17 protein-coding genes are annotated in these 14,977 nt (G+C 59.3%); 16 read left to right on the top strand and 1 reads right to left on the bottom strand.

What is annotated here, in order from left to right; genetic code table 11:
- Positions 1-11 precede the first annotated feature (11 nt).
- From ABIE13_RS11895 to ABIE13_RS11825, 15 genes are all read left to right on the top strand, one after another.
- Positions 12-1,007: an ABC transporter permease gene (locus tag ABIE13_RS11895; RefSeq protein WP_354443602.1), complete on the top strand. Its 996-nt coding sequence runs from the start codon at positions 12-14 to the stop codon at positions 1,005-1,007.
- The gene (locus ABIE13_RS11890; RefSeq protein ID WP_354443600.1) at positions 1,004-1,882 is read left to right on the top strand and encodes an ABC transporter permease; all 879 of its coding nucleotides are present in this window, start codon (positions 1,004-1,006) and stop codon (positions 1,880-1,882) included. Before ABIE13_RS11895 ends, ABIE13_RS11890 begins: the two co-directional genes overlap by 4 nt.
- Positions 1,879-2,763 (top strand): ABC transporter ATP-binding protein, encoded by an 885-nt coding sequence (locus ABIE13_RS11885; protein ID WP_354443598.1) that lies wholly within the window; start codon positions 1,879-1,881, stop codon positions 2,761-2,763. Before ABIE13_RS11890 ends, ABIE13_RS11885 begins: the two co-directional genes overlap by 4 nt.
- Positions 2,760-3,572, top strand: coding sequence for an ATP-binding cassette domain-containing protein (locus tag ABIE13_RS11880; protein WP_354443596.1), 813 nt, complete (start codon positions 2,760-2,762; stop codon positions 3,570-3,572). Before ABIE13_RS11885 ends, ABIE13_RS11880 begins: the two co-directional genes overlap by 4 nt.
- A 130-nt stretch (positions 3,573-3,702) precedes the next feature.
- Positions 3,703-3,909: a heavy-metal-associated domain-containing protein gene (locus tag ABIE13_RS11875; RefSeq protein WP_354443594.1), complete on the top strand. Its 207-nt coding sequence runs from the start codon at positions 3,703-3,705 to the stop codon at positions 3,907-3,909.
- Positions 3,906-4,325 (top strand): Cu(I)-responsive transcriptional regulator, encoded by a 420-nt coding sequence (cueR, locus tag ABIE13_RS11870; RefSeq protein ID WP_354443592.1) that lies wholly within the window; start codon positions 3,906-3,908, stop codon positions 4,323-4,325. Before ABIE13_RS11875 ends, cueR begins: the two co-directional genes overlap by 4 nt.
- Before the next feature lie 190 nt (positions 4,326-4,515).
- A complete protein-coding gene (locus tag ABIE13_RS11865) occupies positions 4,516-5,073 on the top strand; it encodes a Spy/CpxP family protein refolding chaperone (protein WP_354443590.1) in 558 nt (185 codons plus the stop codon).
- Between the two features lie 92 nt (positions 5,074-5,165).
- The gene (locus tag ABIE13_RS11860) at positions 5,166-6,017 is read left to right on the top strand and encodes a DUF2189 domain-containing protein (RefSeq protein WP_354443588.1); all 852 of its coding nucleotides are present in this window, start codon (positions 5,166-5,168) and stop codon (positions 6,015-6,017) included.
- A gap of 303 nt (positions 6,018-6,320) precedes the next feature.
- Positions 6,321-6,530: a DUF2788 domain-containing protein gene (locus tag ABIE13_RS11855; protein WP_354443586.1), complete on the top strand. Its 210-nt coding sequence runs from the start codon at positions 6,321-6,323 to the stop codon at positions 6,528-6,530.
- Positions 6,531-7,478: 948 nt separating this feature from the next.
- Positions 7,479-8,303: a septum site-determining protein MinC gene (gene minC / locus ABIE13_RS11850; RefSeq protein WP_354443584.1), complete on the top strand. Its 825-nt coding sequence runs from the start codon at positions 7,479-7,481 to the stop codon at positions 8,301-8,303.
- A 63-nt stretch (positions 8,304-8,366) separates the two neighbouring features.
- Positions 8,367-9,182: a septum site-determining protein MinD gene (gene minD / locus ABIE13_RS11845; protein WP_354443582.1), complete on the top strand. Its 816-nt coding sequence runs from the start codon at positions 8,367-8,369 to the stop codon at positions 9,180-9,182.
- Between the two features lie 4 nt (positions 9,183-9,186).
- Entirely contained in the window at positions 9,187-9,453 is a 267-nt protein-coding gene (gene minE / locus ABIE13_RS11840; protein ID WP_354443580.1) for a cell division topological specificity factor MinE, read from the top strand.
- 163 nt (positions 9,454-9,616) lie between these two features.
- Positions 9,617-10,393 (top strand): GntR family transcriptional regulator, encoded by a 777-nt coding sequence (locus ABIE13_RS11835; RefSeq protein WP_354443578.1) that lies wholly within the window; start codon positions 9,617-9,619, stop codon positions 10,391-10,393.
- A 334-nt stretch (positions 10,394-10,727) separates the two neighbouring features.
- Positions 10,728-11,942: a CaiB/BaiF CoA transferase family protein gene (locus ABIE13_RS11830; RefSeq protein ID WP_436278404.1), complete on the top strand. Its 1,215-nt coding sequence runs from the start codon at positions 10,728-10,730 to the stop codon at positions 11,940-11,942.
- Between the two features lie 66 nt (positions 11,943-12,008).
- A complete protein-coding gene (locus ABIE13_RS11825; RefSeq protein WP_354443574.1) occupies positions 12,009-12,959 on the top strand; it encodes a Bug family tripartite tricarboxylate transporter substrate binding protein in 951 nt (316 codons plus the stop codon).
- 20 nt (positions 12,960-12,979) lie between these two features.
- Here the strand turns inward: ABIE13_RS11825 and ABIE13_RS11820 are convergent, their stop codons facing one another.
- Positions 12,980-13,675: a hypothetical protein gene (locus tag ABIE13_RS11820; RefSeq protein ID WP_354443572.1), complete on the bottom strand. Its 696-nt coding sequence runs from the start codon at positions 13,673-13,675 to the stop codon at positions 12,980-12,982.
- Positions 13,676-13,819: 144 nt separating this feature from the next.
- Here ABIE13_RS11820 and ABIE13_RS11815 point away from each other — a divergent pair, with 144 nt between their 5' ends.
- The gene (locus ABIE13_RS11815; protein WP_436278402.1) at positions 13,820-14,836 is read left to right on the top strand and encodes a Bug family tripartite tricarboxylate transporter substrate binding protein; all 1,017 of its coding nucleotides are present in this window, start codon (positions 13,820-13,822) and stop codon (positions 14,834-14,836) included.
- The last annotated feature ends 141 nt before the right edge of the window (positions 14,837-14,977 follow it).

Below are 14,977 nucleotides of genomic sequence, written 5' to 3'. Positions count from 1 at the left end.
AGGGGATCGGGTTGCGCCGTCTTGTACACATCCTGCTCACGCTCCTGGGCGTGAGCCTTGTTGTCTTCGTGTTGATGCGCGTGGTGCCAGGGGACCCCATCGCCATGATGATCCCGCCGGGAGCAGGTCCTGAGGATATCCAACGACTCAGAGCCTTCTACGGTTTAGACCGCTCTATCCCGGAGCAATACGGTTTATGGATCGTCCAGGCGCTGCAGGGTGAGTTCGGGACCTCCATCAGTCAGCGTCAGGAGGTTGTCTCCCTGATTGCCTCGCGGCTTCCCGCTACGCTGGAGTTAGGCTTCACCGCCCTGTTCCTGGCCGTAGCTGCTGGGGGCCTGGCCGGCATCGTATCGGCCGCAACCCACGGTCGCTGGATGTCGTCTGCTATCGATGGTGTCGCAGCTCTGGTGCAGGCAGTACCGGACTTTCTGTGGGGCCTCATATTCATTCTGCTGTTCGGCGTTGTATGGATGTGGCTTCCAATATCCGGACGGGTCGACCCCCTTCTGCAGTTTGAAGCTCGCTCGGGCTTCGTCTTTCTGGAGAGCTTTTTGCGTGGCCGATGGGACGTTACTTCTTCGGTCTTTCAACACTCGATTGCCCCTTCACTGGCTCTGGCCCTTCCTGTGGCCGCCATCATCGCTCGCGTTCTGAAGGCATCCATGCGTGAAGCTCTCTCGTCCGACTACGTTCTTCTAGCTCGTCTAAAGGGGCTGTCCGTATCCCGCGTCCTACTGACTGAAGCCCTTCCGAATGCCGTCACGCCTGCGCTTCAGATCACGGGAGTCCAGTTCGCCTTTCTACTTGGCGGGACCGTGCTCATCGAACGCCTTTTCAGCTACCCCGGGATTGGCAGCCTGGCCATCAATGCGGTCATTGCTCGTGATCTGCCCTTGATTCAAGGCCTGGTGTTGACCTTCGCTGTCTTATTCATCACGATCAATCTTTTAGTGGATGCTCTCACCCTTGCACTGAACCCCAGACTTAGAGGGGCCCCACGATGAGCCGCGCTGCTGTACCGCTTGTAGCTCGCCTGGTGCGTAACCCCCGCGTTGTCGTCGGCGGAATCGTCATGGCTTTGCTGGTTTTCAGCGCGCTTTTTGCGCCTTGGATTGCGCCCCATGATCCGATGGAGCAGGACTTCCTCTCGCAACTTCAGCCTCCAGCCTGGTCTGCAGCAGCACCGCCAGCCGAGGAAGGCAAGACCCCTTATTGGCTTGGCACCGACAATCTGGGACGGGATGTGCTTTCTCGGCTAATCTGGGGCGCTCGCACCGCGCTCATAGTCGCAGTAGCGGCCACTTTACTGGCCGCGCTCGCAGGGACCGCTCTGGGCGCCGCTGCTGGATATTTCGGAGGACGAATTGATGCCGTCGTCTCACGATTGGTTGATGTCTGGATGGCCTTCCCTCCTGTCCTGTTGGCCGTTGTTCTAGTGGCTCTGCTTGGCACCGGTCTGACCTCCGTGGTGATCGCCATCGCAGTCGTGGATTGGACCCGCTTTGCCCGTGTGGTTCGCGCGGAAACCCAAGGACAACGCGCCTTGGACTACGTGACGTCTGCTCGCATGCTCGGTATGTCCCCGCTCCGGATCCTGATATCCGAAGTCCTGCCCAACGTCATGCCACTGCTCATCACCTTGATTACCCTGGAGATGGGGATCGCGGTCGTTGTTGAAGCGATTCTTAGCTTTGTTGGTCTATCTGTTGCTTCTGGCGCCTCAACCTGGGGCGGGATGCTCGGAGAAGGACGTCTGTACGTCAACCAGGCTCCGTCCTTGATGGTGCTTCCCATATTGGCAACAATGGTTGTCGTACTAGGCCTCAACGCGCTCGGCGACGGCCTGCGCCAGGAACTTGACCCTGTGGTGCGTGGATGAACGAGAAACCTGTTCTTGAAATAGAAGATCTCCACGTGGAGATTCGCACGGCCGGCCGAGTAAGTCGCGTGCTTCGCGGAGTCAATCTCTCCGTAGGGTCGGGTAGCGTGCACGCGCTCGTGGGTGAATCCGGAGGCGGCAAGTCCATGGTGACGCGAGCGGCCACCGGCCTGCTCCCGCGTAACGCTTACATAGTGAAAGGTCGCATTCGATTGGCGGGCGAGGACGTGACGCACTGGAACGAGCGGCAATGGCGCAGCGTGCGCGGGACGATGGTCAGTATGGTTCTTCAGGACCCTCTCACTGCTTTGAACCCGGTGCGTCGCATTGACTCCCAAATTGCCGATGTTCTTCGTCGACATCGCGGCCTGAGCGGGGACGCTCTAAGGCGCGAGATGCTTGCACTTCTGGAGCGGGTACATATGCGCGACCCGCAGCGTGTGCTCAGTCAATACCCCCATGAACTCTCGGGAGGCATGCGCCAGCGAGTAGTTATTGCCATCGCCTGGGCTTGTAAGCCCCAGCTCATACTGTGTGACGAGCCCACAACTGCACTGGATGTGACGGTGCAAAAGGAAGTGCTCAAGTTGATTCAGGAGCTTGCGAGCGAGGGACAGGGTGTGCTGCTGGTCACTCACGATCTTGGCGTTGTAGCAAAGCTTGCACGCAGCATGAGCGTCATCCACACAGGTCGCATTCTCGAAGAGGGAGCGGTTGCGGACGTGTATGCCAACCCTCAGCATGACTACACAAGAGCACTGCTTTCTGCGACACCTCGTTTCGATCGCCCCGGGCATAAGCTCCGGCCTGTGGACGACGAGCTTATTGCAAGGCTGATGGCGGAGGCCGAACAACTTGACCTTCTGGAGGCCACGCGATGACCCTCCCGCTCTTACAAGTCAATGGCCTTCGTTTGGATGTCCCCAGCGCGGGTCGAGGACATCAGAAGCTTGCACCGAGGACCATCCTGAACAACGTTGGGTTCAACTTGGAGCGAGGTGGCTCATTGGGTGTGATAGGGGAATCTGGCAGCGGGAAAAGCACCCTTGCACGTGCACTGACTTTGCTCATGCCGCCGCAAGCTGGCAGCATCGTGTTTGATGGCCAGGAGATTATGGGACTAACTGGATCTGCCTTGACTGCTTACCGGGCTCGGGTTCAGCTGGTCTTTCAAGATCCGATGTCCGCACTGAACCCGCGCAAACGCGTCGGGGTCAGCATCGTGCGACCACTCGAAGCGCTTGGCAGACTGAACAAGCGAAAGCCTGAGAGCATCGCAGCTGCTCTTTTAGAGCGCGTTGGACTTCCTTCCAGCTATGCAAGTAGGTATCCTCACGAACTCTCGGGGGGACAACGCCAACGCGTGAACATCGCACGCGCACTTGCACTTGAGCCCGAAGTTCTAATTGCAGATGAAGTGACATCCGGGCTCGACGTGTCTGCACAAGCGCGGATTGTCGGTCTGCTTGAGGGGCTGCGTCAGGAAATGAGCTTGTCTCTGATTTTCATCAGCCACGACCTCTCCTTGGTGCGAAGCCTCTGTGATGACTTGCTCATTCTGCGGTCAGGTGAGGTCGTTGAGTCTGCACCTGCCGACCAAGTTTTTGCCGGACCTTCACACCCTTACACAAGGGCTCTGATTGCTGCTATTGCGTTGCCGGACCCTGATCCGGAATGGCTGACTCGCTAAGAAGGTGTGAACTGATTCGAGCGCCCATCTCCAAATCTCCGCAGCGCCCTACATCCAAAGAACAACCTTGGACTTGACATTGCCATCGTGGGAAGGTTCAGAATGAGGCCAGTTACAAGGAGCTTATGCCATGAACCTAGCCAACCATACTTTCTCCGTCACGGGCATGACCTGCGCTCACTGTGAACGAGCAGTGACTCGGGCCATCAAGAACATCGACCCACAGGCTGAAATCACCATAGATCTGACGGCCGGTCGGGTAGAGGTCGGGTCTATGCAACCCCGGGATACACTGGCAGCCGCCATAGTGGGTGAAGGCTATGGAGTTGCACCATGAACAAAGCACTGGCTGACACGCTTCCCGTGGCCATTGGTGATGCTGCGCGAGCCTCCGGCGTGTCGGCCAAGATGGTGCGCCACTACGAATCCCTCGGTCTTTTGGGCGAGGTACTTCGCACCGAGAGCGGCTATCGCCAATACACCACGGCGGACGTGCACACGCTGCGCTTCATTAAACGGGCGCGCAACCTGGGCTTTTCCATGGCAGAGATTTCTGAGCTGGTCAGCCTCTGGCGCGATCGGGGCCGTGCCAGCGCCAATGTCAAGCAAATTGCCCAGCACCATGTCGACGACTTGCAGGCACGTATCGAAGGCATGCAAGCCATGCGCCGCACGCTGATGAGCCTGCTGCACAACTGCCATGGGGACGACAGACCGGACTGCCCCATTCTTGATGACCTGGCCGGGCACTGAGTTCGGCGAGCTCAGCCTTTCCAGTACATCGTTTTTTCATCCAACTTTACAAAGCCTCATCACCCAGGCAAGGATCAGATACACGGCGATCGGACACTACATCTCAAGCCAACGGGTTCATGACCACCGCCTGATGGCCGAGATTGTTTTTATCACTGGTCTTTTTTCTCTTCATGAAAGGAGAATTCTCATGACCCATCATCCGAAACGCCTGTTCCTCGCCGGCTTGCTGGCAACCACTCTGGGCTCGGCAGTTCTGGCCCAGACGCCTCCCCCGCCCCCGAACAGCATGCCTGCCGCTGGCGAGTCTTCTGCCCGGCCCGCCGCTGGCGACCGCCGCGCTCACAAGAATCCGGAGTTGCGTGCCAAGCGCATGGCCGAGCACCACGCCAAACGCATGAATGAGCTGAAAGCCAAACTCAAGCTCACGCCCGCTCAGGAAGGTGCATGGACTACCTATGCTGCAGCCATGCAACCGCCCGCTCGGGACGGCAAACAGCGCCCTGACCGCGCAGCTTTCGAGAAGCTCACTACGCCTGAGCGTATCGATCGCATGCAAGCCATGCAAACCGAGCGTCAGGCTGCCATGCGTCAACGCGGCGAGTCCATCAAGGTGTTCTATGGTCAGCTGACCCCCGAGCAGCAAAAGACCTTTGACACCGAATCACTGCGACATGAGCGGCACGGAAGGCACGGGCCACACGGTGGTCCTCACCACCATGGTGGGCCAGCGCCAGACCGTCGCTGAAATTGACCTACATCAAGAAGTAGTTCTGCCAAAGCTTCCGGCAACGGAGCTTTGGCTTTTTTGTTCATGAAATGGGCTAAGCTGAGGCCATCGTGCCAGCCAACTATCAGCCTCCGCCCCTACCCTCTCGCCCGCCTGCTGGCACATTGCACTTGCCAGCCGTGCGTAGCGTCGAACTGGGTGCTCCTTTGCGCTGGTTGGCGCTTGGCTGGCGCGACTTTAGACAATGTGGCGGCTTGAGCCTCGCCCATGGGCTGGTGCTGGCACTGTTTGGTGGAATGCTGCTGTGGCTGGCGCACGATCAGTTCTGGTTGCTGGCCGGAGCGTTCTCAGGATTTCTGGTCGTGGCCCCCGTACTGGCGACCAGCCTTTATGCATTGAGTCGCTCGTTGGAGCGCGGTGAGCCGATTGGCATCTCCACCATCGCATCGACCTGGACCCGCTGGCAGTATTCGCGCTATGCCGCGCATGGGGGGTACTGGAGCCTGGTGCGCTTCGGCTTGCTGCTTTCACTGGCGGGAACAGGCTGGGTGCTGACCTCCGCGGCACTGATCACATTGATGGCACCCCAGGCCGTTCACACCCCGATGGATTTCGTGCGTCACGTGGTGTTGGCTCCTGGTGGATATTTATTCGAGCTTTGGCTGACCATGGGCGCCCTGATGGCGGCGCCCCTGTTTGCTTCCAGCGTGGTGGCCATGCCGCTGCTGCTGGACCGGCGTGTGGACGTCCTGCAAGCCGTGCTGACCAGTTGGCAGGCCGTCCTCACCAATCCAGCTCCACTGGCTTTGTGGGCCGCGCTTCTGATGGGCCTGAGCATGATCGGCATGGCCACGGGCATGCTGGGCCTGATCGTGATCGTCCCCTGGCTTGGACACGCGAGCTGGCACGCGTACCGATCTCTGGTGGATCCCAGCAACCTGCCTGAACGCCTTCTGGAATGAGCCCGCCCCTGAGTCACCTTCGGTGCCATCCCCCTTCGGGGGACGCCACTGGCGGCCGGGCAAAGCCCGCTCCGCGGTGGCCCGCGCTTGGCCTGCTCCGCGGCCGAATGAGCGCTCCCCCTGAGTCACCTTTGGTGCCATCCCCCTCGGGGGACGCCACTGGCGGCCGGGCAAAGCCCGCTCCGCGGTGGCCCGCGCATGGCCTGCTCCGCGGCCTTTTGATTATTGTTCTAGGTCCCCTTCGGCCCATTCCCCCGCGCTTTATGCAATGCGGCCAGCGCAAGGCGCTGTGGATCACTGACTATGTTTGGCTTTAACGAAGAACAGATTGCGTGGTTTGGCCTCACGGTTGGTGTGGGGGCGTTCATGCTTTATATGGTGTTCATCGTGGCGCAGCTGGCCTGGGAATCGAAAGCCGGAAAGTTTGGGACATTCGTGATCTTTCTAGGCCTGGCCTTCGGGATGCTGGGCTTTGTCGCCAAGCTGATCCTTGAGTGGTTCATGACGCGCTAGAAGCGCGCCCCCCAGCTTTTCTTGATATCCGCCACCTCTGGGACCGCTGAGCTCTTGCTTGGTATCGCAGCGTTCGCAGATGCCCCCCGAACTGCCAAGCTGGAGCTTGGCGCTCCCAGGTAATACCAAAACCTCTCGCGACTTGGCTCTCAGAAGTCCCTGCAACCGCTCGGCCACTCTCTCGCATTCGGCTGTTCATCCTGGGAGCGCCAAGCTCCAGCTTGGCATTGCAGCGTTCGCAGATACCCCCGAATTGCCAAGCTGGAGCTTGGCGCTCCCAGGAAATACCAAAACCCTTCGCGGCATGGCGCTCAGACGCCTCTGCAACCGCTCGGCCACTCTCTTGCATTGGCTGTTCCTCCTGGGAGCGCCAAGCTCCAGCTTGGCATTGCAGCGTTTGCAGATACCCCCGAATTGCCAAGCTGGAGCTTGGCGCTCCCAGGAAATACCAAAACCTCTCACCGCATGGTTGTCGAGAGCTTGTGCAGCCGCGTGGGTGCGGACTCTGCCGTTTGCCAACCATTGGAACCGCGTCTGAAAAACCTGTGGATAAAACTGGCATAACGTCACAGTTATCCACAGATGTTTGGCGAGGGTGGAAGTTGTACCTATCTGACTTTGGAGCCCAGGCTAGGTTGCACACAACCCAAAGTCTTCATTAACTACTTGATTTTTAAAGAAAAAAACAGATAGCTCCACAAACCCACAGGCCTCTACTACAACGATCTATTTATATATAGAAAACAATAAGAGATACAGGGACAACTCAAAAGCGCCGCGCAAGGTTCAAAAGCTCACTTTGGGGCGCCGGAGATGAACCTGAAAACGAGGTTTTGGGGCTCATCGCCATCGTCAATTTCAGGAATTTCCACGAACTTATCCACGGAAACAGTCAGGCCGCGGGTGGTTGGGCGAAGGTCGTCTTTTCTCCAGTGTTAATATCAACGGATGCCTGTCGCCCTCGCTGGAAATGTCCCTGCCTCCTTCGAGATCAAAAGCGCCAGCCTTCCCCTCGTTGCTCTGCTGCTGAAATCGTCCGATTTAGGACTTTTGGAGCGCGAAATGGCCGCGCGTTTCGGCGATATTCCAGATTTTTTCGATGATGATGCTTTGATCATCGATCTGGCTCCGATCAAGGCTGAGCAGCCGGAAGCTGTGCTGGATTTCGATGCCTTGCTGCCTTTGCTGCGGCAGCACCGGCTGCGACCGCTTTCGGTCAGAGGCGGTAGTCCTGCGCAGATGGAAGCGGCCATCAAGGTGGGGCTGGTACCCACCGCTGAGGCCATCGTGCCGCGCCGCCCGCCCGTAGCGGAGACTGCGCCACCGCCCAGGCCTCAATCGCAAGCTGAGGTCGTGGTGGCATCGGCACCCTCACCTGTCAGTGCGGACGCCGCTGTGCCGCCGGCAGAGCCTGCCCAGGCTCCGCTTTCAGCCCTCGTGATCGATCGTCCGGTAAGATCGGGCCAGCAGGTTTATGCCCGTGGGCGGGATCTGGTGGTCATGGCCATGGTCAATCCAGGCGCTGAAGTGATCGCCGATGGTCATATCCACGTTTATGCGCCGCTGCGCGGCCGCGCCATTGCAGGCGCGCGTGGAGATCAACACGCACGTATTTTTGCGCTGGAGATGAATCCGGAGTTGATCTCGATTGCCGGTGTCTACCGCACTACCGATAGTCCGTTGGCACCTGAAGTCTGGGGCCGCGCCGCTCAGATTCATCTGGCCAGCGATGATGGGGCTGACAAACTCATCGTTACCGCTATTTCCGGCTAAAACTTCTAAAACCCCTTGTTGTCCGGTTGAATCCGGGTTGATTTTCAGAAAGATTTTTCACGCATGACCAAAATCGTTGTGGTGACTTCCGGCAAGGGTGGCGTAGGCAAAACGACCACCAGTGCTGCCTTTTCCTCAGGTCTGGCGCTGGCTGGACACAAGACCGCTGTCATCGACTTTGACGTGGGTCTTCGCAATCTGGACCTCATCATGGGTTGCGAGCGCCGCGTCGTGTATGACCTCATCAATGTCATCCAGGGCGAAGCCAACCTCAATCAGGCTTTGATCAAGGACAAGCAGTGCGACAACCTCTTCGTGCTGGCTGCCAGCCAGACGCGAGACAAAGACGCGCTGACGCAAGATGGCGTTGAAAAGATCCTGAAAGACCTGTCAGAAATGGGTTTTGAGTACATCGTCTGCGATTCGCCAGCGGGTATTGAGACCGGCGCATTGATGGCTATGCACTTTGCTGATGAAGCCATTGTGGTCACCAACCCCGAAGTCTCCAGCGTTCGTGACTCGGATCGCATTCTCGGCATGCTGGGTAGCAAGACCAAGCGTGCCATGGAAGGCAAGGAGCCTATCAAGGAACACCTGCTGATCACACGTTACAACCCCAACCGCGTGGCGGACGGGCAGATGCTCAGCCTGGAAGACATCCAGGACATCCTGCGCATCAAGCTGATTGGTGTCATTCCCGAGAGCGAGGCCGTTCTTCAGGCTTCCAACCAGGGTTTGCCTGCCGTCCACCTGAAAGGTACGGACGTAGCTGATGCCTACACCGACGTGATCGAGCGCTTCTTGGGCGGAGAGAAACCTATGCGTTTCGTTGACGCCGAGAAGCCCGGTTTCTTCAAGCGCCTCTTCGGAGGAAAGTGAGACCATGTCCTTTTTCTCTTTTTTTCTCGGCGAGAAGAAAAAAACCGCCAGTGTTGCCAAGGAGCGGCTTCAGATCATTCTGGCGCATGAGCGCTCAGGCCGCTCTGCCGAACCGGACTATCTGCCTGCCCTGCAGCGCGATCTGGTAGCTGTGATCAGCAAGTACGTGAAGATCGATCCGAAAGACATCAAGGTCAATCTGGAGCGACAGGACGACCTGGAAGTGATTGAGGTCAAGATCGAGTTGCCAGAAAAACCTGAAGTCATTTGATTTCGGGCACTATCGGTTTTTCAGCGGGCCTTGTGGCCTTGACTGTCGATTTGTTCATGATTCTGATGCGTTGCGAAGAAGCGAGTCGCCTTCATTGAAGGCGGCCACGTAGAATTTCGCGACGCGTTTTCCTTTTGCCAACCGGACCGCCGGGGTTTCTGCCATGCCTTCTCCATCTGTTCTCCAGCAGCCGCCCCAATTCACACTGGGTGCCACGACTCTGTATGCGCAGCTGGCCAGTTTGCTGCGCAGCCGAATCCTCAGCGGCGAGTGGGCCAGCGGCGAGACCATCCCCAGTCTGCAGGAGTTGACCGAGCTCTATGGGCTTGGCCGCGTCACGGTGCGGCAGGCACTCCAGATTCTGGCAGACGAAGGGCTGATCTCCAGCCAGCGAGGGCGCCGCACCTTCGTGACCTATGAGCCTCCGGAAAGCCAGAGCAATGGCAATGGCATGGACGGTCCTGTAGTCTCCTACATGACCGCGGTGGAAGAGCGTCGCCCTGAGTTCAATGTGGTTCTGATCTCCAGGGAACGCGTGGCCGGGCTGCCCAGGGGGCGCTGGCCAGTTGGCCGCGATGAAGGCCCTTATGTGCACATCCGCAAACTCGACCGCGATGGCGAACTGGTCTACGGTCTGGCATCGGTGCATGTGGCTGAGGATCTGTATAAGCGTTTTCCAAAAGGCGCTGAAGGAAAGCAGAAACTGGCACAACTGGTGCGCAAGTACGGGCAGCCGTTGTCCATGGCGCGTGAGCGGGTCACCGTGGTGCCCACTGATTTTGAGGCCGCGTCTGCGCTGGGTTATCCGATGGCGGCGCCGGCGGCTCGGGCCGAGCGCGTGGTGTGTGATGCTTCAGGGCGCGTCATCTACGTGGCCGTGAGCATCTACCGCGGCGACCGCTTCGGTCTTGAGCGTGATCTGATCGATTACTTTCGCTGATTCGTAAGCTGGCAGTTGGCTGGGGCCGCCGAGCTCTTGCTCGGCATTGCTGAGTTCCAGGGCATGCCTGAGTGCTGCTTAGAGCCAGGGGCACTGGTCATCGCTGCGCCAGAGGAATGGCCCGCATGCCGAGCAGGAGCTCGGCGGTCCCAGCGAATACCAAGCCGCGCATCACAGCACGGGTATTTACACTCTTCCCAGATGCGGGAATTCTTGTTAGCATGTTGTTCGTTTAATAGAACTTCTTTTGCGCAAGCAGCTTGTACATGCCGCAGGATTCATCACCCGATCTCAGGACCGTACAGGTCCTTCACGTACTTCATTGCGTTTCATGATGGAATCCAGCCATTCTCTTTCCGGCCCCTTGGCCGGCGTCAAGATCATCGACGTCACAGCCGTTCTGATGGGCCCTTCGGCTACGCAGCAACTGGCAGATCTGGGCGCCGACGTCATCAAGATCGAACCGCCTGATGGCGACAAGACGCGTGCCATTGGCCCCATGGGCGATCGCAAGATGGGGCCTATTTTTTTGGGCGTGAACCGCAACAAGCGCAGTCTTGTTCTGGACTTGAAGAAACCCGAGGGTCTGGAGGCGCTGCGCCGCCTGGTCAAAACGGCTGATGTGCTGACCTACAACGTGCGTCCCGCTGCCATGGCGCGCCTGGGTTTGACCTATGAGGCGCTCAGTGCGCTCAACCCGCGCCTGATCTATGTCGGCATGTTCGGATTTTCCCAGCGCGGGCGCTACGCGCCCTCCCCTGCGTTCGATGACCTGATTCAGGCGGCTGCTGGTGTGACTGCATCCATGAGCGCTGCCAGCGCTGACGGATCGGCCGGGTTTGTGCCCTTGAATCTGATGGACCGCTCTGTGGGCCTTTACGCGTTTGGTGTCATCGCTTCGGCTTTGTACGCCCGTGAGAAAACCGGCCAGGGTCAACGCGTGGATGTGCCCATGTTCGAGACCATGGTGCCCTACGTGTTGGGCGATCATCTTTACGGCCAGAAGTACCAGCCCGCTCAAGGGGGGTTTGGTTATCCAAGGCTCATGTCTTCGGCACGGCGCCCATTTCGGACCAAGGACGCGCAAGTGTGTTGCGTGATCTACCAGGACCACCATTGGAAGGCGTTTCTCGGCATTCTGGGCATGGGGCATCTGTACGACACCGACCCGCGGTTCAAAGACATCACTGCCCGCACCATGCACGCGGATGAACTCAATCTTTTTGTAGAGAAACACCTGGTTGAGAAAACCACGGCCGAATGGCAGCAATTGCTTAAGGAAGCCGATGTGCCCGTGTTTCCGGCTCATACATTCGAGACCTTGCTGGAAGACGGGCACTTGAACGATATAGGCTTCTTCCGAGACGAAGAGGTGCCTGGCGTGGGGGCTGTGCGTGAAACAGCCGTGCCCAGCGAATGGTTTGGCACGCCTGCTCAAAGCTACCGTCCGCCGCCCACTCTGGGGCAACACAGTGCCGAAGTTCTGGCCGAGGCAGGTTACGGTCCAGAAGAAATTGAACAAATGATGCTCCGCGGCGTGACGCGATAGGGTCTCGGGACGCCCTCACGCCCCGGGACGCCCCGGCTTGGAATGGCTCAACTGAAAGGCAAGGCTATGGAACGCAGAACATTCAGCAAAGGCTTGTTGGCCGGAGCCGCGCTCGCATCCAGCGGGTGGGCACGGGCTCAGTCAGGACGTCAGCCGACGATGGTCGTGCCTTATACGCCAGGGGGTAGCACCGATATCCTCGGTCGCCTGTTCACGGAAGCCTACTCGTCTCAAGCGGGTGACAAGTACATTGTGGAAAACAGACCAGGGGCCAACGGCATGCTGGGCACTGCCCATGTGTCCTCATCTCCGCCGGATGGCAGGACCCTGATGTACACCTTCGGCAACCTGATGCTCAATCAGGAATTCCTCATGAAGGAAAACCGCATTCAGCCTTTGCGAGACCTGGTTCCTGTCACCAGAGCCTGTCTGATCCAGGCGGTCATCGTGGCTGCGCCGTCCTTTCCGGCGTCCAACTTGCGCCAACTGCTGGACATGGCCCGCAAAAGCCCTGGCAAGCATACGTATGCGTATTACGGCGACCTCGGCATTGCCGCAGTGGCCGCTGAGGCAGACGTGCAGTTGCTGCGCGTGCCCTACAAAGGCGGCGTGCCCGGCATGATGGACGTGGCTGCCGGCACGGTGGACGTCATTACGAGCTCACTGGCACAAGCGGCGCCCCTGCTGAAAGCTGGCAAGCTCAAGGCACTGGCCGTCTATGGTGATGAGCGCTTGCGCGAGTGGCCTGACGTTCTCACGGTGAAAGAGGTCTTGCCGAACTTTCGCGCGGTGGACTATCAGGTCGTGATGGCGCCCAAAGGCACCCAAGGCGCTGTCCTGGCGCAGTTGGCGCAACGCGCCCAGGCTGCTCTGGCTGGTTCTGAAATCCGCCAGGCTTTCCTGGAGCGCGGTGCCATCGTGGCACCCCTGAGCCCGGAAGAAACACTGGCCTTCATGGAAACTGATCGCGCGCAACTGGCCAGGGTGGTAAAGGCCGCCAAGATCTTGCCTGAGTGAGCACCATTCGTTGAAGTCGGTCAACGAAGTGGCGGACAACGCGAGAACGCAGCAGACAGCACACGCCCCTTTGAATCGCTGACCCAGCCCAGCACCGCGAGCCGATCTGGATCAGTGCCTTCCGGGACACTCATGGTTCGCCAGAACTGTCCCATAGCATCGGCGGGACGAGGGGAGATGGGCTCGGTGAGCAGGTTGCGGACCAGGGTGCGCGCCACGGGAGAGCCTTCCGTGCCGGCGGGAAGACGCTCCACCAGCGCCAGCCACCCGGTAAGGGGCTTGGCGAGCGCAGCGGGGCTATCAAAGCGAAGCGAAGCACCCACGTACCCATTCAAGACCAGCCCGTGCGCGACGCGCAAGCGATGGGGCCCGCCAGCTACCTTGCTTGAGTGTGAAGCGTTGGCTGCCGGCGGGGTGATCCCGAGGACACTCAATCTTTCCAGGGTCTCCTGCTGAGCGACCGCAGATAGCGGAGCTTCGTGCCCCTGGTGACCAGGCACGACCCAATCCAGCACGAGCGTACCGGGGCGCGGCTTGGCGGCCCCGTCCTTCCAGCAGCTTGCGCAATCAGCGTTGATGAAGCGCTCGAGCAGCATGCGTGGTACAGCTTGCCCGTCGCTGGCGCACAGGGGTGCGGTCTGTGCCAAGGCCGGACAGGCGATCAAGAAGGCGTTCGCAAGAAACGCCATCATGAATCGCAGGTGCGAGAAAGGCATGGTGTGCAGTGGGCAGCAGTTGAATGGATGATGGCATATCCGGGCCACGCATGCTCACCGGGTGTTGCCACTTGCGGCTGCGACCCGGTGCCCTGGTGGCCTAAAGCCATCGAAGAAAGCCGTTTTGGCTCACAATTCGAGGCTATGAACCCGACTCAATCCTCTGAAATTTCTTCCTTGGTGTCGCGTCGCCGCGCCTTGGGTACCATGGGTGGCCTGGCGAGCTTACTGGCCCTGGGCCATGGCACCGCACAAGCGCAGTCCTGGCCTGCCAAGCCCATCAAGCTCACAGTGGCCTACCCGCCTGGCGGCGTCGCCGACAACATGGCCAGGTTGCTGGCCGAGAAGCTGAGCACTGTGCTGGGCAACAGTGTGGTGGTAGACAACAAGGCCGGTGCCAGTGGTGCGATTGGCATGGACACGGCTGCCAAGGGAGCACCCGACGGACACACGCTGGTGTTCTCGGCCATCAGTCCTTTGGTGCTCAGCCCCCATCTGGGCAAAGTTCCTTACGACCCGGTCAAAGACATTGCGCCGGTGGTCAATGTGATCGCTTCGCCGGTGGTGTTGCTCGCCACTTCAGCCTGCACTGCCAAGGACTTCAAGGGATTGCTGGAGCAAGCCAAGGCCAAACCCGGGGCATTGCGCTGGGCGACCTCTGGGCCTGCGTCGCTAGGCCACATCATGCTGGAGCAGATCAAGGCAGGTGCGGGCGTGGACATCACCCACATCCCCTACAAAGGCGGTGGCCAGCAGATCAACGACGCCTTGGCCGGGCACTTTGAAGTGCTGTCGGTCAATGCAGGCCCGGCGATCAATGGCCATATTCAAGCCGGAAAGCTGCGACCTCTCGCCGTGGGCTCGCCTGTGCGGCTGGACAATATGCGCAACGTGCCGACGCTGGCTGACCTGGGCCTGCCCGCGGCCAATCTGGCCTCGGTATTTGGCATTTTCGCGCCAGCGGGTACACCTGCCTCTGTGGTGGAGCGGCTGAACACCGAAGTGAACAAGCTACTCAAAGACCCCGACGTTCGCCAACGTATAGAAGCCGCGGAAAACGTGCCCACTGGCGGCAGTGCGGCAGATTTTGGCCGCTACATCGCCGCTGAATCAGCCGCTAATGCACGCATCATCAAGCAGGTTCCGGGGATGACTGGCTAGGAAGGCTTACAACACCGGCCAGATGGGGTTGGTCATCCAGGGATGCCTTCAACCGCTGCAGTGCCAAGCTGGAGCTTGGCGCTCCCAGGGAATACCGAGACATCGCGGGGCATGGTCCTGGAGGCCTTCGCCACCGCTCGG

It is taken from the genome of Ottowia thiooxydans (assembly GCF_040548795.1).
GTDB lineage: Bacteria > Pseudomonadota > Gammaproteobacteria > Burkholderiales > Burkholderiaceae_C > Ottowia > Ottowia thiooxydans_A.
The sequence above is the reverse complement of the archived record's forward strand: the minus strand, read 5'-3'. Positions and strand labels throughout refer to the sequence as shown.

What these genes read in the sequence shown, in the direction of transcription:
- ABIE13_RS11890 (WP_354443600.1), top strand. Translation starts at nt 1,004, where the DNA reads ATGAGCCGCGCTGCTGTACCGCTTGTAGCTCGCCTGGTGCGTAACCCC.
- ABIE13_RS11885 (WP_354443598.1), top strand. Translation starts at nt 1,879, where the DNA reads ATGAACGAGAAACCTGTTCTTGAAATAGAAGATCTCCACGTGGAGATT.
- ABIE13_RS11880 (WP_354443596.1), top strand. Translation starts at nt 2,760, where the DNA reads ATGACCCTCCCGCTCTTACAAGTCAATGGCCTTCGTTTGGATGTCCCC.
- ABIE13_RS11875 (WP_354443594.1), top strand. Translation starts at nt 3,703, where the DNA reads ATGAACCTAGCCAACCATACTTTCTCCGTCACGGGCATGACCTGCGCT.
- cueR (WP_354443592.1), top strand. Translation starts at nt 3,906, where the DNA reads ATGAACAAAGCACTGGCTGACACGCTTCCCGTGGCCATTGGTGATGCT.
- ABIE13_RS11865 (WP_354443590.1), top strand. Translation starts at nt 4,516, where the DNA reads ATGACCCATCATCCGAAACGCCTGTTCCTCGCCGGCTTGCTGGCAACC.
- ABIE13_RS11855 (WP_354443586.1), top strand. Translation starts at nt 6,321, where the DNA reads ATGTTTGGCTTTAACGAAGAACAGATTGCGTGGTTTGGCCTCACGGTT.
- minC (WP_354443584.1), top strand. Translation starts at nt 7,479, where the DNA reads ATGCCTGTCGCCCTCGCTGGAAATGTCCCTGCCTCCTTCGAGATCAAA.
- minD (WP_354443582.1), top strand. Translation starts at nt 8,367, where the DNA reads ATGACCAAAATCGTTGTGGTGACTTCCGGCAAGGGTGGCGTAGGCAAA.
- minE (WP_354443580.1), top strand. Translation starts at nt 9,187, where the DNA reads ATGTCCTTTTTCTCTTTTTTTCTCGGCGAGAAGAAAAAAACCGCCAGT.
- ABIE13_RS11835 (WP_354443578.1), top strand. Translation starts at nt 9,617, where the DNA reads ATGCCTTCTCCATCTGTTCTCCAGCAGCCGCCCCAATTCACACTGGGT.
- ABIE13_RS11830 (WP_436278404.1), top strand. Translation starts at nt 10,728, where the DNA reads ATGGAATCCAGCCATTCTCTTTCCGGCCCCTTGGCCGGCGTCAAGATC.
- ABIE13_RS11825 (WP_354443574.1), top strand. Translation starts at nt 12,009, where the DNA reads ATGGAACGCAGAACATTCAGCAAAGGCTTGTTGGCCGGAGCCGCGCTC.
- ABIE13_RS11820 (WP_354443572.1), bottom strand. Translation starts at nt 13,675, where the DNA reads ATGCCTTTCTCGCACCTGCGATTCATGATGGCGTTTCTTGCGAACGCC.
- ABIE13_RS11815 (WP_436278402.1), top strand. Translation starts at nt 13,820, where the DNA reads ATGAACCCGACTCAATCCTCTGAAATTTCTTCCTTGGTGTCGCGTCGC.